This is a genomic window from Porphyromonas sp. KLE 1280 (assembly GCF_000700805.1).
GTDB classification, from domain to species: domain Bacteria; phylum Bacteroidota; class Bacteroidia; order Bacteroidales; family Porphyromonadaceae; genus Porphyromonas; species Porphyromonas pasteri.
The window spans coordinates 399,347-420,483 of sequence record NZ_KL362962.1 but is presented as its reverse complement, the minus strand read 5'-3'; the positions used below and the strand labels follow the sequence as shown (position 1 = coordinate 420,483).

Annotated in this window: 14 protein-coding genes and 1 tRNA gene; 10 read left to right on the top strand and 5 right to left on the bottom strand. The window is 54.2% G+C overall.

Annotated features, from left to right (window positions below):
* The first annotated feature begins 400 nt into the window (after positions 1-400).
* The 10 genes from argS (at position 401) to HMPREF1121_RS01600 (ending at position 16,808) form a co-directional block, all read left to right on the top strand.
* Entirely contained in the window at positions 401-2,191 is a 1,791-nt protein-coding gene (argS, locus tag HMPREF1121_RS01645) for an arginine--tRNA ligase (protein ID WP_044114372.1), read from the top strand.
* A 134-nt stretch (positions 2,192-2,325) separates the two neighbouring features.
* Entirely contained in the window at positions 2,326-4,572 is a 2,247-nt protein-coding gene (locus HMPREF1121_RS01640) for a RelA/SpoT family protein (protein WP_044114371.1), read from the top strand.
* Positions 4,573-4,599: 27 nt separating this feature from the next.
* A complete protein-coding gene (locus HMPREF1121_RS01635) occupies positions 4,600-6,573 on the top strand; it encodes a fructose-bisphosphatase class III (protein ID WP_044114370.1) in 1,974 nt (657 codons plus the stop codon).
* A 457-nt stretch (positions 6,574-7,030) separates the two neighbouring features.
* On the top strand, positions 7,031-8,047 hold the full coding sequence (pta, locus tag HMPREF1121_RS01630; RefSeq protein WP_009433101.1) for a phosphate acetyltransferase: 1,017 nt from the start codon (positions 7,031-7,033) through the stop codon (positions 8,045-8,047).
* A gap of 31 nt (positions 8,048-8,078) precedes the next feature.
* Positions 8,079-9,332: an acetate/propionate family kinase gene (locus HMPREF1121_RS01625; RefSeq protein ID WP_009751910.1), complete on the top strand. Its 1,254-nt coding sequence runs from the start codon at positions 8,079-8,081 to the stop codon at positions 9,330-9,332.
* 204 nt (positions 9,333-9,536) lie between these two features.
* Complete coding sequence (gene gltA, locus HMPREF1121_RS01620) at positions 9,537-11,033, top strand: NADPH-dependent glutamate synthase (RefSeq protein WP_044114369.1); 1,497 nt, start codon at positions 9,537-9,539, stop codon at positions 11,031-11,033.
* A 75-nt stretch (positions 11,034-11,108) separates the two neighbouring features.
* Positions 11,109-11,184 (top strand) — tRNA-Pro (locus HMPREF1121_RS01615).
* Between the two features lie 345 nt (positions 11,185-11,529).
* Positions 11,530-12,135 (top strand): riboflavin synthase, encoded by a 606-nt coding sequence (locus HMPREF1121_RS01610; RefSeq protein ID WP_009433081.1) that lies wholly within the window; start codon positions 11,530-11,532, stop codon positions 12,133-12,135.
* Positions 12,136-12,435: 300 nt separating this feature from the next.
* Positions 12,436-15,156: a pyruvate, phosphate dikinase gene (gene ppdK / locus HMPREF1121_RS01605; RefSeq protein WP_044114368.1), complete on the top strand. Its 2,721-nt coding sequence runs from the start codon at positions 12,436-12,438 to the stop codon at positions 15,154-15,156.
* Between the two features lie 752 nt (positions 15,157-15,908).
* Positions 15,909-16,808: a DNA/RNA non-specific endonuclease gene (locus tag HMPREF1121_RS01600; protein ID WP_052353546.1), complete on the top strand. Its 900-nt coding sequence runs from the start codon at positions 15,909-15,911 to the stop codon at positions 16,806-16,808.
* Positions 16,809-16,893: 85 nt separating this feature from the next.
* Here the strand turns inward: HMPREF1121_RS01600 and dut are convergent, their stop codons facing one another.
* The 5 genes from dut to HMPREF1121_RS08780 all read right to left on the bottom strand — a co-directional run bounded on the left by dut (position 16,894) and on the right by HMPREF1121_RS08780 (position 20,999).
* The gene (gene dut, locus HMPREF1121_RS01595; protein WP_044114367.1) at positions 16,894-17,331 is read right to left on the bottom strand and encodes a dUTP diphosphatase; all 438 of its coding nucleotides are present in this window, start codon (positions 17,329-17,331) and stop codon (positions 16,894-16,896) included.
* Positions 17,332-17,381: 50 nt separating this feature from the next.
* Complete coding sequence (gene ispG / locus HMPREF1121_RS01590) at positions 17,382-19,178, bottom strand: (E)-4-hydroxy-3-methylbut-2-enyl-diphosphate synthase (RefSeq protein WP_044114366.1); 1,797 nt, start codon at positions 19,176-19,178, stop codon at positions 17,382-17,384.
* A gap of 79 nt (positions 19,179-19,257) precedes the next feature.
* A complete protein-coding gene (gene purE, locus HMPREF1121_RS01585; protein WP_044114365.1) occupies positions 19,258-19,770 on the bottom strand; it encodes a 5-(carboxyamino)imidazole ribonucleotide mutase in 513 nt (170 codons plus the stop codon).
* A 2-nt stretch (positions 19,771-19,772) separates the two neighbouring features.
* Entirely contained in the window at positions 19,773-20,153 is a 381-nt protein-coding gene (gene gcvH, locus HMPREF1121_RS01580; protein ID WP_009433119.1) for a glycine cleavage system protein GcvH, read from the bottom strand.
* A 135-nt stretch (positions 20,154-20,288) separates the two neighbouring features.
* On the bottom strand, positions 20,289-20,999 hold the full coding sequence (locus HMPREF1121_RS08780) for a transporter (RefSeq protein WP_156946027.1): 711 nt from the start codon (positions 20,997-20,999) through the stop codon (positions 20,289-20,291).
* Between the last annotated feature and the right edge of the window lie 138 nt (positions 21,000-21,137).

Here is a 21,137-nt window from a genome sequence, read left to right as displayed (position 1 = left end):
TATCCTCTTAAGAAAGATGGCAAGGCTTCTGAACACACTTCATTATAAAGCATTCGTTTTTCACACGATTACCCCATCCCTCTAAGATCTTCGTTTATCAAGCCTACCTGAGCCTCCGTTAGCATTCTTTTAGCACGCACAAAGAGAGAATGTAGACTGGATGTCTATGACCTCCCCACCCCCATCAATCGAGGATAAGATCCCACTGAGGGGAGTGCAATGGAGATATCTTCCTCTATACACACCAGCCTTAGCTGCTACTTCGATTTTGAATAAGGAGAAGCTTTATTCATCAGCAAACACTTAATTAATACTACCTTTGTACCTCTATAAAGCGGGGATCTACCGGCGCACCTCTCGCGACTATCCCCACCACTTATTACAAATATATCTACCGCTTATGTCGATCATACAGTCCCTGCAGCAGGCGACGGCTGGAGCTGTGCAGGCTCTATACGGGCAGATGCCTACGCCCGAGCAACTCCAATTCCAAAAGACCCGCAGTGAATTTGAGGGTCAGTGGACTTTAGTAGCCTTCCCTCTCCTCAAGATTTCCCGCAAGAACCCCGAAGCTACGGCACAAGAGATCGGTGCCTATCTCCAGGAGCATTGCAGCCTCGTTGAGGGCATTCAGATCGTCAAGGGCTTCCTCAATCTAAGCATCGCACCTACAGCCTGGGTCGAGGACTTCAATGCGATCCGCAGTGATAAGACCTTTGGGCATAAGCAAGCTACGGCAGATGCCCCCTTCGTCATGGTCGAGTATTCCTCGCCCAACACGAATAAGCCTCTACACCTCGGGCACGTGCGCAACAACCTCCTCGGGTATAGCATCGCACGTATCCTCGAAGCTTCAGGCAACCGCGTCTTCAAGACCAATATCGTCAACGACCGCGGGATCCACATCTGTAAGTCGATGCTCGCTTGGCAGCGCTGGGGTAATGGTGCGACGCCCGAGAGCACGGGGAAGAAGGGCGACCACCTGATCGGCGACTTCTACGTCCTCTTTGACAAGCACTACAAGGCCGAGCTTACGGCTCTCATGAACGAAGGCAAGACCAAAGAAGAAGCTGAAGCAGCTTCTCCTCTGATGGCTGACGCTCGCGCTATGCTCCGCCGCTGGGAGGATGGCGATGAAGAGATCCGCAGCCTATGGAGCACGATGAACTCCTGGGTCTATGCTGGCTTCGACGAGACCTACAAGCGCATGGGCGTTAGCTTCGACGAGATCTACTACGAGTCGGAGACTTACCTCCTCGGTAAGGAAGAAGTCTTGCGTGGGCTGAAGGAAGGCAAGTTCGTCCAGGACCCTGACGGCTCCGTTTGGGCTGACTTCACAGACGAAGGCCTTGACCGCAAGATCCTCCTCCGCTCTGACGGTACTTCGGTATACATCACGCAGGATATCGGTACGGCGAAGATGCGCTTCGACAAGCACCCCATTGATAAGATGGTCTATGTCGTAGGCAATGAACAGGAGTATCACTTCAAGGTGCTCTCTCTCCTACTAGATCGCCTGGGCTATGCCTTCGGTAAGGGGCTCGTGCACTTCAGCTATGGTATGGTCGAGCTCCCCGACGGCAAGATGAAGAGCCGTGAAGGTACGGTCGTCGATGCCGATGACCTCATGGACGAGATGGTCGCTACGGCCCGTGCCATCGCAGAAGAGCAAGGTAAGGGCAAGGATATGCCCGCTGAAGAAGCTGCCGAAGTCGCTCGCCGCGTAGGCCTAGGCTCACTGAAGTACTTCATCCTCAAGGTTGACCCTCGCAAGAACATGACCTTCAACCCCAAGGAGAGTATTGACTTCAACGGGAACACAGGCTCCTTTATCCAGTACACCTACGCTCGTATTCGCAGCCTCCTTCGTAAAGCAGAGGAGCTGGGTATCACTCTCCCCGCTACCTTCGCTGGGTTTACCATCTCCACCAAGGAGCAGGAGCTCATCGCTAAGGTCGCCGAATATGCAGATGTCGTAGAGGAAGCAGCTCGCACGTATAGCCCTGCTGTCATCGCGAACTATGTCTATGACCTTGTGAAGGAGTACAATCAGTTCTACCACGAATTCTCCATCCTCAAGGAGGAGAATGAAGAGCTGCGTGCCTTCCGCCTCGCACTCTCCGAGGTCGTCGCTCGTACGATCGCTGCTGGCTTCTCTCTCCTGGGTATCGAGATGCCCGAGCGCATGTAGCCTCATATCCACGTCTAAGGGTCTCACCATTGATGGAGGCTATCTTGCCATAGCAGGGTAGCCTCCACTCGTATAGGTTTATTTCGTACCTTTCGCCAAACGAAGTTTTATCACACTCCGCAGCAGAGTAACGTATGTTTAGTCCCGCCCAAGAGCAACAGATTTACCGTACCAGCCGCTACCTTCTCGGCCTCCTCCAGCCTCGTCTGGACAGAGCATGCCGCCTGCAGGTACGGACGTGGCTGGCCGAGGCCCTCGAGCAGGGAGCCTTTGTCTCAGAGGCTGAGGAGATACACACCATCCCCAACTTCATCGTACAGCTGGAGGTCGCCTGCCTCATCCACAGAGAGCTCGGGCTCAATGTCCATTCGATCCTCGCTGTACTCCTATATATACCCTTCTCCGCTGGGCGCATCTCACCCAATGAGATCAAGAGCGTCTGCGGCGAAGAGGTACTGCGCTTATTGCAGCTACTCGTCCGCACCTCCGAGCTCTATATGCGCAAGGAGACCATCAGCTCGGAGAACTTCCACAACCTGCTGATCTCGATGGCAGAGGATATGCGCGTGGTGCTCATCATCATCGCCTACCGCCTCTACCTCCTACGTCATGCCTCGATGATCCGTCGCGCTGAGGATCGTAAGGAGCTGGCATCCGAAGTGTCCTTCCTCTATGCCCCTATCGCCCACCGCCTCGGGCTGTATAAGATCAAGGGCGAGATGGAGGACCTCTGCCTCATGTACCTGCAGCCGAAGATCTACGGCTTCATCACCCGCAAGCTACGTGAGACGAAGGATGCACGTGATGCCTATATCGCCGAATTCATCCGCATCGTACGGGAGACCTTGCTAAGAGACCTCCAGGATGTCTCATTTGAGATGAAGGGACGCGTGAAGAGTGTCAGCTCAATCAGCAACAAGCTGAAGAAGCTCCCCTTCGAGGATATCTATGATGTCTTTGCTATCCGCATCATCGTGGACGTCCCACCCGAGCGCGAGCGTCAGGTATGCTGGCAGATCTACTCGATCGTCACCGACATGTATCGCCCGAACCCCGAGCGACTCAAGGACTGGATCTCCATCCCCAAGAGCAATGGGTACGAGAGCCTGCATACGACCGTACTCGGACCGGAGAACCGCTGGGTAGAGGTACAGATACGCTCCAAGCGCATGGATGCCATCGCCGAGCAAGGCGTCGCTGCCCACTGGCGCTACAAGGGCATCCGCAGTGAAGGTGGTCTGGATGACTTCCTCGCCTCCGTACGCGAAGCACTGGAGACCGTACGTGACGATGCTACGGGTGAAGAGGAGAAGCGCCAAACTCTGGAGTCTTCCCTCCTTACACTCAAAGCACAGGAGATCTATGTCTTCACCCCCAAGGGTGAGATCATGAAGCTCCCCCAAGGTGCTACCCTACTTGACTTCGCCTTCACCATCCATAGCCGAGTAGGAGCTCGTGCGATATCGGGAAAGGTCAACGGGAAGAACGTCCCCCTGCGCTATCAGCTCAAGAATGGAGATAATGTAGAGATCCTCACCTCTCCGCAGCAGTCCCCAAAGCCCGGGTGGCTCTCCATCGTCGTAAGCCCCAAGGCAAAAGCTAAGATTCGTCAGCTGCTCCGCGCAGAGGAAGAGGCTGGTATCGGTGTCGCCAAGGAGATGATCCAGCGTCGCATCAAGAACCGCAAGCTCCCCTTCGACGAAGCCGCCTTCATACGCATCACCCTACGCAAGGGCTACAAGACGCTCTCCGACTTCTACCGCGACCTGACGCACAGCAAGGTCGATGTGCAGGAGTTCCTCAACCTCTATGAGCAGGAGCTGGCTGCTGTTTCGCTCATTGAGGCGCAGCCCTCCATTGGCTCCGCTCGCTCTGCCGAGGACTTCACCTATCAGGAGAGCGAGAGCGAATCCAATCAGATCAATACCTCCGAGGTGCTGATCCTCGACAGAGGGCTCACAGGTGTTGCTTATAGTCTAGCCCAGTGCTGCCGTCCCCTCTATGGAGACGAGATCTTCGGGCTTGTGACGACCCGCGGCATCAAGGTACACCGCATGAACTGCCCCAATGCACCAGATATGTTCGCCCACTCTCCACACAAGATCATCTGCGCTAAGTGGAATGGTGAAAGCGGTAGCTCGCAGGTCGCCTCCATCGAAGTCGTCGGGCGAGACGAGCTCTCCATCGCCACCAACATCACATCTCTCATTCGTAAAGAATCGGGAGTCAAGCTCCGCAGCTACTCGATCCAGTCGAAGGACGGCCTCTTCCACGGCTCCTTTGTACTCTATGTCGAGCGTCGCGAAGCCCTGACCGGACTCATTAAGAAGGTACGCAGTGCCTCCGGTGTCAAGCATGCCGAGCTCGCCTTCCGCCTATAATAATCACCCCCAACACTTATCATCACTATGAATATCACAGAACGTGAACTCAAGTACCTCGGGTTGCTCTCCAAGCAATACCCCAGTGCAGCCTCTGCCGCCGCTGAGATCATCAACCTAAGTGCTATCCTCAACCTACCTAAGGGTACCGAGCACTTCCTCGCCGACATCCACGGCGAATATGAAGCCTTCATCCACGTACTGAAGAACGCTTCGGGTACGATTCGCATCAAGGTAGAGAACCTCTTCCTCGGACAAATCCGCGAACAGGAGCTCCGTCAGCTCTGTACGCTCATCTACTACCCCAAGGAAAGTCTTGAGCGACTCAGCCAGCAGCATTATCTCCGCAAGGATTGGTACAAGGTCACGCTCAATCAGCTCATCAAGGTCCTGCAGTGCGTCAGCGAGAAGTACACGCGCTCCAAGGTCCGTAAGGCTCTTCCCGCACAGTACAGCTACATCACTCAGGAGCTCACCCACGAGGATAGTATGAATCCCAAGAAGTCGGCTTATGTGGGAGCTATCCTTGACACGATCATCGACACGGGGCAGGCTGACGACTTCATCATCGCGATCTGCGAGACGATCCAGCGTCTGGCCATCGACCGCCTACACATCGTCGGTGACGTCTTCGACCGAGGCCCAGGCGCCCAGTTCATCATGGACAAGCTCCTGACCTACCACAATGTAGACATCCAGTGGGGTAACCACGATATGCTCTGGATGGGTGCTGCTGTCGGGAACACCGCCAGCATGGCCAACGCTATACGTATCGCCCTGCGCTATGCCAACCTCTCCACTCTGGAAAATGGCTACGGGATCAACATGCTCCCTCTGGCGCGCTTCGCTATGGAGGTCTATGGCAAGGATCCCTGTACGCCCTTCACTCCTAAGCTTGGCGATGCTGATGAGACCTATGATGAGAAGAGCATCCTCCTCATGGGTCAGATGCACAAGGCGATCGCCATCATACAGTTCAAGCTCGAGCATCAGATCATTGCGCGTCACCCCGAGTATGGGATGGAGGATCGTGACCTTCTGCACCGCATCAACCAGGCAGAAGGAACGATTACCCTCCCCAATGGAGAGACCTATCCCCTCAAGGATACCTTCTTCCCCACCATTGACCCCAACGACCCCTACAAGCTCACCGAGGCTGAGGCTGATGTCGTAGCCAAGCTCCTGCACTCCTTCCGTCACAGCGAGAAGCTTCTCCGCCACATCAACTTCCTCTTCAAGAAGGGGAGCATGTACCTCACGTGCAACCATAACCTCCTCTTCCATGCCTCCGTCCCCCTCAATGAGGACCGTACCTTCCGTAAGGTCAAGATTCGTGGTCGGGCCTTCTCTGGTCGTGCCCTCCTCGACCGCATTGATGAGTTCGTACGCCAGTCACACTGGTCATCGGCCGATCACCCCGAGCACAAGGAGGCAGTCGACTATATGTGGTACCTATGGTGCGGTCCCGACTCACCTCTCTTTGACAAGTCTGCGATGACGACTTTTGAGCGCTACTTCATCGCCGACAAGGCTACACACCACGAAGAGAAGGGCTACTACTATGTCTACCGCACTGAGGAGCAGGTCTGTGATATGATCCTCGAAGAGTTCGACCTAAAGAGTACCGAGTCTCACATCATCAATGGTCATGTCCCCGTCCGTGAGGTCAAGGGCGAGCATCCTGTACAGGCTGGTGGCAAGATTATGCTCATCGATGGCGGCTTCAGCCGAGCTTACCAGTCCAGCACGGGTATCGCAGGCTATACCTTGATCTTCAATTCACAGGGCCTTCATCTGGTCAAGCACGAGCCCTTCAGCTCAACCCGCGAAGCCATTGAGCACATGGAGGATATCTCCAGCACCTCTGTCGTCAAGGCCTACTCCACAGACCGCATCCTTGTCCGAGACACTGACCAGGGGCTCATCCTTGAAGATCAGATCGAAGAGCTCAAGAAGCTCCTCCACGCCTATCGTCATGGCCTGATCAAGGAGCGCGAGTAAAATCCGGCCCCACTCTCATTACCACAAGGAACTCCCCCGATAGGTCCAGCGATCTATCGGGGGAGTTCTTTTTCTTTAGATGGTAGTCGTACGAAAGCTTTGAGAAGCATAAAAAGAACCAGTACTGGTCACCAAGCGAAGCAGTACTGGTCAGAACGCGAACCAGTACAAGCAGAAGGCGTGTACCAGTACTGCTCGGAATGTGGACCAGTACTGGTCACAAAAGCAGGCTCCCCAGCGAGAGGCTCTAAAACCTACTTTTCAAACTAAGACACAACACATTGCGGTGACGGTATTAGCATTCAGGATAGAGCAACCTATCCTGCGGAAAAGAGTGTCTTGAGAGTTGGTAAAGCAAAGCGTGGAGCCGTGACTCCGAGCGCCTTGCACAATAAAGCGAGATAATCCGTAACTTTGGGGATATACAGAATACTCAAATATCAAATCTACCACCACTATGGACTTGATCCAAGACATTATCAGCAGGGCTAAGGCTAATCCTCAACACATTGTCTTCCCTGAAGGAACTGAAGAAAGAACACTCAAGGCTGCTGACCGCCTCCTCGCAGAAGGTGTTGTCCGCCTAACCCTCATCGGGGATCCCAGCGCCATCCGTTCGCACGCCCAGGAATTGGGTCTGCACAACATCGATAAGGCAAACCTCCTCGATCCTAAGAACCACGAAAAGAAGCAGGCCTACATCGACCTTCTGCTGGACCTCCGCCGCAAGAAGGGCCTTACCGAAGAGCAGGCTGCCGTCCTCGTCGAAGATCCTCTCTACCTCGGCTGTCTGATGATCAAGGCTGGGGATGCTGATGGTGAACTCGCAGGGGCTATCAATGCGACTGGCGACGTGCTTCGTCCAGCACTGCAGATCGTCAAGACGACCCCAGGCATCAGCTGTGTCAGCGGTATCTTCATGATGTTCCTCCCCAACAACACCTATGGCGAAAACGGCCTTCTGCTCTTTGCTGACTGCGCCGTCATGCCCAATCCTACGGCTGAGGAGCTGGCTCAGATCGCTGTATCCTCAGCTGAGTCTGCTCGCGCTATCGCTAACGTAGAGCCTCGCATCGCTATGCTCAGCTTCTCGACGAAGGGGAGCGCTAAGCACGAGCTGGTAGACAAGGTCGTCGAAGCTACGCGCATCGCCAAGGAGATGGCCCCTGAGCTCCAGCTTGATGGTGAGCTCCAGCTTGACGCTGCTCTCGTCTCGAAGGTGGCTTCGCTCAAGGCTCCAGACAGCCCCGTTGCAGGTAAGGCTAACGTACTCATCTTCCCCACCCTCGAAGCTGGGAACATTGGCTACAAACTCGTCCAGCGCCTCGCTGGTGCCGAAGCTGTCGGTCCTGTCCTTCAGGGGATGGCTGCCCCAGTCAACGACCTCAGTCGTGGAGCTTCGGTAGATGATATCTATAAGATGGCAGCTATCACAGCCAACCAGTCAATCGCCCTCAAGGCGAAGAAAGGATAAGCTCACACCTTACCATATAATACAACACCTTATGAAAATCCTGGTCCTCAACTGTGGCAGCTCCTCCCTGAAGTTCGCCCTCATTGAGCTCCCCAACTACAAGGTCTTGACCTCGGGGAACGAAGAGCGCGTAGGGATCAACGACTCCTTCATCACCTTCCGTAACCCCGAAGGAAAGAAGATTGAGCGCCACCTTGACATTCCTAACCACACACGCGGCGTAGAGATTATCCTCGACATTCTCAAAGAAGAGCACTTCGTAGAGTCCTTCGATGAGATCGACGCCATCGGTCACCGCCTCGTACACGGTGCAGAGCGCTTTGCTCAGAGCGTACGTATCACCCCAGAGGTAGTAGATATGCTCCATGAGTGCGCACAGCTTGCTCCGCTTCACAACCCAGCCAACATCCTCGGTATCGAAGCTGTGACGAAGGTACTCCCCAATACGCCTCAGGTAGGGGTATTTGACACAGCCTTCCACCAGACGATGCCCGAGCATGCCTATATGTATGGGCTCCCCTACGAGTTCTATGACAAGTACCGCATCCGTCGCTATGGCTTCCATGGTACGAGCCACGACTATGTCAGCGCCAAGGGTGCTGAGATCGCAGGGCTGGATCGTGCTTCATGCAAGATCGTCACGGCTCACATCGGCAGTGGGGCTTCTATGGCAGCTGTACTCAACGGGAAGAGTATAGATACCTCGATGGGCTTGACCCCCAGCGAAGGCCTTATGATGGGTACTCGTGCTGGTGACATCGACAGCGGTGTCATCGAGTACTTGATGAATAAGAAGGACTACGATCCTGAGTTCCTCGCACCCTTCCTCAAGAAGGCTACCCCAGGTAAGACCCACCTTGATCTGGAAGACCTGACCTTCCTGCTGACGAAGAAGAGCGGTGTCGCTGGTATCAGCACGCAGGGCTCAGACATGCGTGACGTCGCCAAGGCTGCAGAAGAAGGCTCTGAGCGTGACCGCCTGGCTCTCTCTATGCATGCCTATCGCATCAAGAAGTATGTAGGGGCTTATGCTGCTGCTCTGGGTGGCATCGACCTCCTCGTCTTCACCGCTGGTGTCGGTGAGAACCGCGCTGCTATGCGTACCGAGGTCTGCCAAGGACTGGAATTCCTCGGCATCAAGCTTGATGAGTCTATCAACGAAGTCACCTATGGTGGCAAGAGCCAGGTCATCAGTGCTGCAGACAGCCGTGTCAAGGTCGTCGTCGTCGCTACCGACGAAGAGTACATGATCGCTCGCGATACCTACGATATCCTCAATAAGTAGAGTACACCCTTCATCGGGTGCTTTACCCCACCCGATCGCATACATCATGAGGCCAAGATCTCGAGGAGCTATGCTCTGACTGAGATCTTGGCCTCACTTGTTCTGTATAGATAGGCTCTTTCCCTCCTCTTCATCTTTGCTTATCTTTGCTCCAACATTTTATCACTTATAGCGAGGTAACACTGTACAAGATCACCCGATACAATGACCAAGCAAGAGCTAATCAAGGAGCGGCGTAGTCAGGACTGGCGCACAGAGCTACGCAAAGCCCATCCCAATAAAGAGCGTATCGCCTACGAACGTACGAAGATGTCCGAGCTCCCTATAGCGGAGCGTATCACCTCATTCCATGAAGAAGTAAGCCTCGGCTACACACGCGAAGAAGCGATGGCTGAGGCTCGCCGTTGCTTAGACTGCCCCAATCCTGGCTGTGTCGAGGGTTGCCCTGTCGGTATTCATATCCCCTCCTTCATCAAGCTCATCGAGAAAGGTGAGATGCTTGAGGCCGTTGGTATCATCCGTGAGACCAGCTCACTCCCTGCTGTCTGTGGTCGCGTCTGTCCGCAGGAGAAGCAGTGCGAGAGCCAGTGTATCTACACCCTCAGCCTCAAGAAAGAAGCTGTCTCCATCGGCAACCTGGAGCGCTATGTCGCCGACTACGAGCGCATCCATCGAGATCACTCTATCAAGCCCAAGCACTCAGATAAGCTCAAGCTGGGACGTATCGCTGTCGTTGGTAGCGGCCCAGCTGGTCTATCTTTCGCTACCGACATGGCTAAGTGGGGCTATGATGTGACCGTCTACGAGGCCGAGAGCCAGCTCGGGGGCGTCCTACGCTACGGGATCCCAGAGTTCTGCTTGCCCAATAGCATCATCGAGGATGAGCTGGACAAGATGCGCGACCTCGGTGTCACCTTCCAGACGGATACGATCGTAGGGAAGACTATTACCTATGAGGACCTCAAGGCCCAAGGCATGGATGGTATCTTCATCGCAACTGGCGTCGGTGTCGCCAACTACATGGGTATCCCAGGTGAAGACCTCAAGGGGGTCTATACCGCCAGCGAGTATCTGGCTAAGTACAATCTCATGTCCCCCGAGGAGCTTGCCGAAGCACTCCCCTCCCTACGTGGGAAGCGTGTGGCTGTCATCGGCGGTGGGAATACCGCTATTGATGCCGTACGTACTGCCATTCGTCTCGATGCCAAGCAGGCTACCATCGTCTATCGTCGTAGCGAAGAAGAGATGCCCGCCCGTGCAGAAGAGATCAAGCATGCACGTGAGGAAGGTACAGAGTTCTTCAACCTGCATAATCCCGTAGAGTATCTTGGAGATGAGTCAGGTCACGTCACTGCGATGCGCCTGGAGCGCATGGAACTGGGAGCACCGGACGAGAGTGGCCGACGTCGCCCTGTCGCCACTGGGGAGATCATCACAGTCCCCGTCGATGAGGTCATCATCTCTATCGGCTACTCCGCAAGTACTTTAGTCACGAAGTCCATGCCTGAGCTGGAAGTCAACAAGTGGGGCAATATCGTCGTAGACGAGAGTAAGAAGACCTCTATGCCCGATGTCTATGCAGGTGGTGATATCGTCCGCGGTGCCGCCACTGTCATCCTCGCGATGGGAGACGGTCGTCGAGCAGCTACGGCAATGCACCAGAAGCTCTCTGGTCGTATCGAGGAGGGAGCGCTTGTATAGAGTCTTTCCACGATTCATCGTACTGATTATTTATCTAACTTTGCAGCGCCTCAGCGAGAAGTCGCTGAGTGCATTCGGGATGTAGCACAGTTGGTAGCGCGCCACGTTCGGGACGTGGAGGTCGGAAGTTCGAGTCTTCTCATCCCGACCAAGAAGATCAAGATAAAGGCAGTGGTCAGTAGTGACTACTGCCTTTATTGTTTCCTCTCTATTGGCTTCCTCAGCCTCTTGACGGTAAGGATTCAAGTGCTTTCGTAGGATGCCCCGTAAAAGCAGTATTGGTCGCGAGGTGAATCTATATTGGTCAGCGTCGTGACCAATATAGGTCGTCATGGCGACCACTATAGGTTCACCTAACGACCAATATAGGTTCACACCACTCCCCTATACATATACATATAGAGATCATCACCTCAATAGAGAGGCTGGCTAAGGGAGTTGTCTTATCTTTGTAGCGTCAATTCTCACGACAGCTAACACTCATCATATACAGACTATGTTTTCAGGTATCGTAGAAGCTTGCGGCGAGGTCGTCGCCCTCCGACGCGAAGGCGAAAACCTTCATCTCACACTCTCCTGCCCTTTCGCCAGCGAACTTAAGATCGACCAAAGCGTCGCTCACAACGGGGTATGCCTCACAGTCGTGGCTCATGACGAGCACACCTACACCGTGACCGCCATCCAAGAGACACTGGACCGCTCTAACCTCGGTAAGCTCTCTGTCGGAGACCTTGTGAACCTTGAGCGAAGTATGCTCCTCGGAGGTCGCCTAGATGGGCACATCGTCCAGGGCCACGTCGATATGACCGCCATCTGCACCTCAGTCGAAGAAGCTGATGGCAGCTGGCTCTATCGCTTCGAGCACCAGACGGATGCAGAGCTTGCTCGCAAGGGCTATATCACGGTCGAGAAGGGTTCAATAACGGTCAATGGCGTGAGCCTCACCGTGTGCAACTCAGAGAAGACCTCCTTCGGCGTCGCTATCATCCCCTACACCCACGAGCACACGAACTTCAAGCACATACAAGTCGGCACGGTGGTGAACTTAGAGTTCGACATCGTCGGGAAGTACCTCTGCAAGATGAACGAATACGCTCTATAAGCACTCAATAGCTCCCCCGCGCGAGCTATAAGATATCCCATAAGCACCCTCATCCTCTATCCTCTTTGGGTAGAAGATGAGGGCGCTTCCTTTTACATCACATCATATTATTTATGAAAGACAGCATATATCCGACCAAAACCCAGCAATCACAGCATCTACCACAAGCCCGCATTTAATAAAAGAGCAATCAACGCGGCACCTACATTTAAGAAATTCGGTTATACCGCTGGGATTATCCATAATAATCGATACATTTGCCTATGGATTAGCATAACCAACGCATAACACTTGCTAACAATGAGAGACAACAAAAGAGTCTATACCTTCGGGAACGGCCTCGCCGAAGGTGCTGCAGACATGAGAAACCTCCTCGGAGGCAAAGGCGCCAACCTCGCCGAAATGAATCGTATCGGGGTACCAGTACCTCCTGGCTTCACGATCACGACCGAGACCTGTAATGAGTATTTCGCCCGTGGAAAGGACACACTTATCTCCCTTCTCTCAGACGAAGTGATGCGCGCAGTGCATCATATCGAAGGCCTCATGGGAGCTACCTTTGGCGATCCCACCAACCCACTCCTTGTATCTGTCCGCTCTGGTGCTCGCGCCTCTATGCCTGGTATGATGGACACCATCCTCAACCTTGGGCTCAATGACACCGTCGTCGAAGGCCTTGCGAAGAAGACAGGCAATCCCCGCTTCGCCTACGATAGCTACCGCCGCTTCGTGCAGATGTATGGTGACGTCGTCCTCGGTATGAAGCCCGAGACAAAGGAAGATATCGCACCCTTCGAAGAAATCATTGATCGCGTCAAAGCTCAGCGTGGCGTCCGCCTGGATAACGAGCTGAATGTCGACGAACTCAAGAGCCTGGTCGTACTCTTCAAGCAAGAGATCAAGCGCCGCACAGGCAAGGACTTCCCCACTGATCCTATGGAGCAGCTCTGGGGTGCTATCTGCGCCGTCTTCGATAGCTGGATGAACGAGCGCGCTATCCTCTATCGCAAGATGGAAGGTATCCCTGCAGAATGGGGGACAGCTGTCAACGTCCAAGCTATGGTATTCGGCAACATGGGCGACACCTCTGCTACGGGTGTTTGCTTTAGTCGAAATGCTGGTACGGGTGAAAATGTCTTCAACGGCGAATACCTCGTCAACGCTCAGGGCGAAGACGTAGTAGCCGGTATCCGTACTCCTCAGCAGATCACGAAGGCTGGCTCTCTCGACTGGGCACACCAGCAGGGCATCAGCGAAGAGGTACGTGTCAGCCTCTATCCCTCGATGGAAGAAGCCATGCCCGAGATCTATGCCGAGCTCGATATGCTTCAGCAGCGCCTCGAAGCCCACTACAAGGACATGCAGGATATGGAGTTCACCGTACAGGACGGCAAGCTGTGGTTCCTGCAGACTCGTAATGGGAAGCGCACCGGTACTGCGATGGTCAAGATCGCTATGGACCTCCTTCGCGACGGAGTCATTGATGAGAAGACCGCCCTCCTGCGCTGTGAGCCCCACAAGCTCGATGAGCTCCTCCACCCCGTATTTGATCCCATCGCCAAGAGCCAAGCTAAGGTCCTCACGCACGGACTTCCCGCTTCGCCCGGTGCAGCTTCGGGTCAGATCGTATTCTTCGCTGATGATGCTACTCGCTGGCATGACGATGGCCGCCGTGTGATCATGGTTCGCATCGAGACTTCCCCCGAAGACCTCGCAGGGATGTCAGCTGCAGAAGGGATTCTCACCGCACGTGGCGGGATGACCTCGCATGCTGCCGTCGTAGCCCGTGGTATGGGTAAGTGCTGTGTATCTGGTGCAGGCGCTATCAACATTGACTACAAGCACCGCACGGTAGAGATCGACGGCGTCGTACTCAAGGAAGGCGACTACCTCTCGCTCAATGGTAGCACCGGTGAAGTCTATCAGGGTCTGGTCAAGACACAGCCCGCAGAGCTCACAGGTGACTTTGCTGAGCTGATGACCCTCTGTGAAAAGTACACAAAGCTCGTCGTCCGCACGAACGCAGATACTCCACACGATGCCGCTATTGCCCGTAGCTTCGGTGCCGTGGGTATTGGCCTTTGCCGCACAGAGCACATGTTCTTCGAGAATGAGAAGATCAAGGCCATGCGCGAAATGATCCTGGCTGACACGAAGGAAGGCCGTGAAAAGGCCTTGGCTAAGCTCCTCCCCTACCAGAAGCAAGACTTCTACGGCATCCTCAAGTCAATGGACGGTTGCCCTGTGAACGTGCGTCTCCTCGACCCACCACTTCACGAGTTCGTCCCCCACGATTTGGCTGGTCAGCAGATCATGGCCGATGAGATGGGCATCTCGGTACAAGAGATCCAGCGCCGCGTCAATTCGCTGAGCGAACACAACCCTATGCTCGGCCATCGTGGCTGTCGTCTCGGCAACACCTACCCTGAGATCACGGTGATGCAGACTCGTGCCATCCTCTCGGCCGCTATTCAGCTCAAGAAGGAAGGCTATGACCCACAGCCCGAGATTATGATCCCTCTGATCGGGATCGTCAATGAATTCGATGAGCAGGAGAAGGTCATCCGCGATACGGCTCTTCAGCTCTTCGCCGAAGAAGGAGTCGAACTCCACTTCCGCGTCGGTACGATGATCGAGATCCCTCGTGCAGCGCTCACGGCAGACCAGATCGCTCGCCACGCCGAGTACTTCAGCTTCGGGACGAATGACCTCACGCAGATGACCTTCGGCTATAGCCGCGACGACATCGCCAGCTTCCTGCCCGTCTACCTCGATAAGAAGATCCTGAGCGTAGACCCCTTCCAGGAGCTCGACCAAGAAGGTGTGGGCCAGCTCATCCGTATGGCCGTCGAACGTGGACGTAGCACACGCCCCGGCCTGCCCTGCGGTATCTGCGGCGAACATGGTGGCGATCCTCACTCGGTGAAGTTCTGTCATCACATCGGCCTCAACTACGTCAGCTGTTCGCCCTTCCGTGTCCCCATCGCCCGTCTCTCCGCAGCTCAAGCTGCCATCGAATAGGCTTCTGCCACACATTCACTACACTTTACACCAAGGGCTCTCCCTCCTCCGAAAGGAAAGGGAGAGCCCTTTCTGCGTCTTCTCCCCTCTCTTGATCTAGGCTTGGAGGAAGTCTCCGCGAAAAAGGAATATACCATCCTGCAGAAGGGTATATACCCTTCGAGCAAATAGTATATACCCTTCGGACGAATAGTATATACCTTTCGAGCAAAAGGTATATACCTTACGACGATGAGGTATATTCCTCAAGACAGAAAGGTATATTCCTCACGGCAGAAAGGTATATTCCTCGCGGCAGTGAGGTATATTCCTCAAGACGGTATCTTCCTCTACTTCGCCAGCAATTCTACCCAATAAGGCTCCCGCATCGGAATAAGTAGGTAGCTAAAGCAACGGAATTCTCCCCTCTATTAGGTATATAGTATATATAGGCCGTTTTTGTACCTTTGCATTACAGACAAACAACCTCTCCACCTTCGGAGAGAGAGTACTATTTCTCGTCCACATCGCAGGCTATAGCCTGAGCACCTTCGAGAGAAGGCTAACGGGACACGAAGCTGCGAAGCAGACGAGCTCTTAAACGGTCGAAGCCTAACATCAAGTGGACGACAGTCCCTTGCGGTTAGGCTTCTTTTATTTCTCCCCTCGGGCGCTCCACGACTTTCTCCCCGATCCGAAGCAGGGAAAGCTTGGGAGGAAAGGAACGAAGTCACTACCTTTGCAGCGGATTTAAAGCAAGACCTCTCCCTTCAATGAAGAAACTAACCCTACTCATCGCTGTCGCCGCCTTAGGCATCTTGGTCTACAAGCAGATGGCCAAGGAAGCGGCGCCCGCAGAGCAGGCTTCAGCCCAAGCCCTCCCAAGCTATTCGCCTCAGGGCGCTATTGAGGACGAGATCATCAATGGGGATACGACCTTGCTTGAGCTACCAAGATTGGCTGGGGGCAACAATAACTACTTCGTCACGCACCGAGCTTCGGGGAAGGTAAACTACTCGCTCGAGTACGACATCACAAAGCTCCATTCGCGCTGGGTTGCATTCTCTTTCGACGCTGCGACAGCAGAAGACAACGTGCGCCGCAGTGACGCATGGAGCTGGGACCCTAAGATCCCTGCGGCGTATGACACATCCAACTTCTTCCGCCGAAGTGGCTACAGCCGTGGACATCTGGTAGCCTCGGAAGACCGCACCTTCTCGCAGGCCGCCAACGAACAGACCTTCTACTACACGAATATGAGCCCACAGCTCCAGACTCATAATGCTGGCATCTGGCACCGCCTGGAGAATCGCGTCCAAGAATGGGCACGCGACCGCGCCTTCTGCGATCGGCTCTACGTCGCCAAGGGTGGGACGATCCGCGATGATCAAGTCGAGGCCGAGCGTATCAAGGGTAAGATGGTCGTCCCCCGCTACTACTGGATGGCGCTTCTGATGAAGAAGGGCAAGACGTACGAAGGCATTGCCTTCCTCACCGAACACAGAAACTACGGCAAGGGTGAGCACATCGACGAGCTGACGCTCTCAATCCGCGAGCTGGAGCAGTTCACTGGCCTGGACTTCTTCTATCACCTGCCGGATGACATTGAGCAAGCTGTGGAGACGACAGACCCACATTCCGCAGCTTCGAGACGCTTGTGGTGGAAGCAATAAGCTCCACCCTCTTTGAATTGGTACGAGAAAGCCCCGACCTCCATTAGGAAGCCGGGGCTTGATCTTTAGTATGAGGATGGGCAAACTAATCGCGGCCCGTGTGGCCAAAACCACCAGTGCCGCGATCGGTATTCTCATTAAGCTCCGTGACCAACTCCCACTCCACGACCTCATGGCGGGCTATGACCATCTGAGCAATGCGCTCGCCGTCGTTGAACGTAAAGGGCTCCTTGGAGAGATTGATCATAAGGATCTTCAGCTCCCCTCGATAATCCGAGTCGATAGTCCCAGGGCTATTGGGCAGGGTAATACCATGCTTCAGAGCAAGTCCACTACGAGGGCGGATCTGCGCTTCGTAGCCTTCGGGGATCTCAAGGAAGAGGCCCGTGGGAATAAGGCAGCGCCCGAGAGGCTCCAATATCATTGGCTCCGAGAGATTAGCACGGATGTCCATACCAGCAGCCCCAGATGTGGCGTAGTGAGGAGCAGGATGCTTAGACTTATTGATCAGCTTGACACGCATAGGAGAGATATAAATGATGGGGATGAGAGACGAAGGCGAAGGAGACAAGCTTATTCGGGGTCCTTCCAGTCGCCACCTTCCTTGATGAGGTCGATGAGATGCTCGACGGCTTGAGCTTGAGGTACGCCCTTCTTGATACATTCTTGTCCCTTGTAGAGATCTATCTTGCCAGGCGCAGCACCTACATAGCCGTAGTCCGCATCAGCCATTTCGCCAGGGCCATTGACGATACAGCCCATAATGCCGACCTTGAGTCCCTTGAGATGTGAGGTAGCGGCCTTGATCTCAGCGATGGTATTCTGCAGATTGTAGAGCGTGCGGCCACAGCCAGGACAGCTAATGAACTCCGTCTTGCTCATACGAAGTCGAGCTGCCTGTAGGATGCCCAGCTCGGTCTTGATGATCTCTTCGGCAGGGAGGTGAGGAGCTTCGAGGCAAAGGCCATTACCCCAGCCATCGAGGAAGATGCTACCGCAGTCGGCAGCTGCATAGAGGCGGAAGAGCTCCAGATCGGTGGTCTCGTAGCGACGACGAAGTAGAATGGGGCAATTGACACCTGCACGGCGAAGCTGCGTGAAGCCCCAGCGCCAGTCAGCGACGGGATTATCACCACGGCTCTCAAGAAGAAGCAGTGTCTGAGGCGCGGCAGCAAGCTCAGCAAGACACTCAGCCGTAAGCTCGTCCGTAGCAATGCTCTTCACGGAGACTCCTACGATAGGCGTACCACCAGCGAGCTGAAGCTGTCCTTCGGGTGAGAGAATGGCATCGGGACGCTGAGTAAATGAGGAGAGATCTAAAGCCCTCTTCGTCGGATAGAGTACCAAGGGAAGGTTGCTCCCACCTGCGAGGGCTCCGAGAGAAGTCGTATTCTTGCGAGCATATTGAGCTAACTCGCGGTATTCCTTCCATGAGGGAAGAAGCGATCTGTCTACCGAAAGCACGACATGCTCACGAGGTGTGATGTAGTCCACAAGAGCACGCGCCACGGGGATCTCACACTCGGGCTCTTCGCTGAGGGAGACACGGATCGTATCACCAATACCATCAGCCAGGAGCGAACCGATACCGACAGCACTTTTGATACGACCGTCTTCACCTTCACCAGCCTCTGTCACGCCGAGGTGCAGGGGATAGGCGGGGTAACCTAATTCATCAAGACGAGCGACAAGCAGGCGAACTGCCGCAGTCATCACTACGGTATTGGAGGACTTCATCGAGATGACGATATCATGGAAGTCATGCTCGCGGCAGACATCCAGATATTCCAAGCAACTCTGCACCATTCCCTCGGGCGTATCGCCATAGAGCATCACCATGCGCTCTGAGAGCGAGCCATGATTGACACCAATACGTATCGCACGCTTCAGCGTCTTGGCGCGCTCAACAAAAGCGCCGAATCGCTCGCGTACCTTCTCATGCATGGCACGATAGACCTCATCATTCCACTCGGTCGTACCCTTACTATCGACGTAGTTACCAGGATTGACACGCACCTTCTCTACATACTCCAGTGCCGTATCAGCTGCCGTTGGGTTGAAGTGAATATCAGCTACCAAGGGAGTCGTGATACCACGAGCACGGAGCTCTTTATGGATCACACCGAGGTTAGTAGCTACACGCTTGTCCTGTGCTGTATAGCGCAGATACTCCGCACCAGCGGAGATGATGCGCTCTGCCTGAGCGACTGCAGCCTCTGTATCCAGAGTCGAAGCCGTCGCCATTGACTGGACGCGTAAAGGATAGTCACCGCCAAGAGGCGTATCGCCAATATGAACCAACGCCGCACGGCGTCTGTGATAGAGACAAGGCTCAGCGGATGTAGGATGAGAGGGATGATTCTCTGCCATGAATAAGTCTTACAATAGTGCAAAAGTAAACCCAGGAAGTGCTTCCACCTCCTGGGTTTACAACATATATATGCGGGGGTTAGTTCGTCTTGTGCACGAACTTGACCTCTGCAAGCTCTCGATTAGCCTTGACGACCTTCTCCTTGAGAGACTCCTTGTAGGCTTCGAGTCTACGATAGAGCTCTTCATCAGAGGTAGCCATCATCTGGACGGCCAGGAGTGCAGCATTCTCTGCTGCATTAATTCCCACGGTCGCTACGGGGATACCTGGAGGCATCTGCACCATAGAGTAGAGAGCATCGACGCCCTCCAGGGAAGCCTTGATAGGCACACCGATCACTGGAATGGAAGTCATCGAAGCGATGACACCACAGAGATGGGCAGCCATACCAGCAGCACCGATGATTACCTTGATGCCACGCTCCTTAGCCGTAGTGGCGAACTCCTCTACCTCACGAGGTGTACGGTGAGCAGAGAGTGCGAGCATCTCAAAGGGAATGCCGAGGGCATCGAGACGAGCGGCAGCTTTCTCCATGATGGGCAGATCGGAGGTACTGCCCATGATGATGCTGACCAGTGGAGATGCTTGCATCTTTATCCTGCGATGAGAGCCTTATAGTCGTCAGCGCTGAGCAGACCTTCTACGTCGTCAGCGTTAGCGGGCTTGATCTTGACGAGCCACCCCTTACCATAGGGATCGCTGTTGACCAGCTCAGGGCTGTCTTCGAGCTCGCTGTTGACTTCGAGGATTTCCCCTTCGATAGGGAGGAGGAGGTCAGATACCGTCTTTACAGCTTCGATAGAGCCAAAGACTTCTTCTGCGCTGAGGCTTTCACCTTCGGTCGTGACGTCTACATAGACGATTTCGCCGAGCTCACCCTGAGCGTAGTCCGTGATACCTACGTAGACAACATCACCTTCGAGGCGTGCCCATTCGTGGTCCTTGGTGTACCGCAGTTCCTGTGGAATGTTCATGTTCTTTCTTGGGGGTTATAAAGTTAGTTGATACGAAATAGCTTATTTGCTTTATGGAGCAAAGATAATCAACATATCGGAGCTTACGAAACGTGCCGAAAAGTTTTCACTCACCCCATTTTCACCAGCTCCAAACTATAGTCTGTAGGTGGCTCCGAGGGAAGCATAGTTCACCGCTCCGCTGGCGAAAAAAGTCCTACCACAAGAGAGGTCTACAAGGAAATCCTTCGTCACGGCATAGCTTAGCCCTAAGTCACAGCCATGCTCTGTAGGGCCAAAGACTCCATAGTACTCCACGAAGGAGCTTAGGCGATCTGTGAAGTTATAGCCTAACTCTACGGTCAGAGAGAGGCGACGCATCCCCTCAGCTGAGCCGATATTACAGGTAAGGGAAAGGCCTGATATCAGTTCTTGCTCAAGAGCGAGTGTTAGATCTCCCGTTACTCTACGGGTCTCCTCATGCGGTGCGTAGTTCAGATAGCCGACAAGCGTCATGGCTGGGATCCAGCCATCACCAGAGAAGAGAGCGAGCTTTGAGCTGAGCGTGAGATCAGAGACCTGCACTGCCCCGCGATGGGGCCGCTGTAATAGACCTTCTAAGCGAAGTTCAAGATCAGGCACAAGTCCATAGCGAAGCATTAGCCCCATATTATGATGCCCAGAAGAAGCCCCTATCCCCCACTCTATCTGCAAGCTTCGTGGGCGTAGTACACTTGTTCCTTCACTATGGTCAGGACGGTCGGGTTGCACGTCATTATCCGTCTGTGCCGAGAGAGAGCTGGCCAGCAGTGAGCAAGTCAATAAAGAGAGACTCCAGCGGCGGAGTGATGTATAGAGGTAGCGCATATTATGTAAATAGTAATGTGTGAGCGCAAAGATACGACTACTATAATGAAGAAGGCTGTGCCTCCAGCATCCGACCTCAATGTGGTCTGAATACCGGAGGCACAGCCTCTTAATTACCTTGTGATATACCTTCGTCTA

Excerpts from the sequence above, each read along its gene's own strand:
- pta (WP_009433101.1), top strand. The coding sequence starts at position 7,031 with ATGGACTTGATCCAAGACATTATCAGCAGGGCTAAGGCTAATCCTCAA.
- gcvH (WP_009433119.1), bottom strand. The coding sequence starts at position 20,153 with ATGAACATTCCACAGGAACTGCGGTACACCAAGGACCACGAATGGGCA.
- HMPREF1121_RS01610 (WP_009433081.1), top strand. The coding sequence starts at position 11,530 with ATGTTTTCAGGTATCGTAGAAGCTTGCGGCGAGGTCGTCGCCCTCCGA.
- HMPREF1121_RS08780 (WP_156946027.1), bottom strand. The coding sequence starts at position 20,999 with ATGCGCTACCTCTATACATCACTCCGCCGCTGGAGTCTCTCTTTATTG.
- purE (WP_044114365.1), bottom strand. The coding sequence starts at position 19,770 with ATGCAAGCATCTCCACTGGTCAGCATCATCATGGGCAGTACCTCCGAT.
- gltA (WP_044114369.1), top strand. The coding sequence starts at position 9,537 with ATGACCAAGCAAGAGCTAATCAAGGAGCGGCGTAGTCAGGACTGGCGC.
- HMPREF1121_RS01625 (WP_009751910.1), top strand. The coding sequence starts at position 8,079 with ATGAAAATCCTGGTCCTCAACTGTGGCAGCTCCTCCCTGAAGTTCGCC.
- HMPREF1121_RS01635 (WP_044114370.1), top strand. The coding sequence starts at position 4,600 with ATGAATATCACAGAACGTGAACTCAAGTACCTCGGGTTGCTCTCCAAG.
- argS (WP_044114372.1), top strand. The coding sequence starts at position 401 with ATGTCGATCATACAGTCCCTGCAGCAGGCGACGGCTGGAGCTGTGCAG.
- HMPREF1121_RS01640 (WP_044114371.1), top strand. The coding sequence starts at position 2,326 with ATGTTTAGTCCCGCCCAAGAGCAACAGATTTACCGTACCAGCCGCTAC.
- ispG (WP_044114366.1), bottom strand. The coding sequence starts at position 19,178 with ATGGCAGAGAATCATCCCTCTCATCCTACATCCGCTGAGCCTTGTCTC.
- ppdK (WP_044114368.1), top strand. The coding sequence starts at position 12,436 with ATGAGAGACAACAAAAGAGTCTATACCTTCGGGAACGGCCTCGCCGAA.
- HMPREF1121_RS01600 (WP_052353546.1), top strand. The coding sequence starts at position 15,909 with ATGAAGAAACTAACCCTACTCATCGCTGTCGCCGCCTTAGGCATCTTG.
- dut (WP_044114367.1), bottom strand. The coding sequence starts at position 17,331 with ATGCGTGTCAAGCTGATCAATAAGTCTAAGCATCCTGCTCCTCACTAC.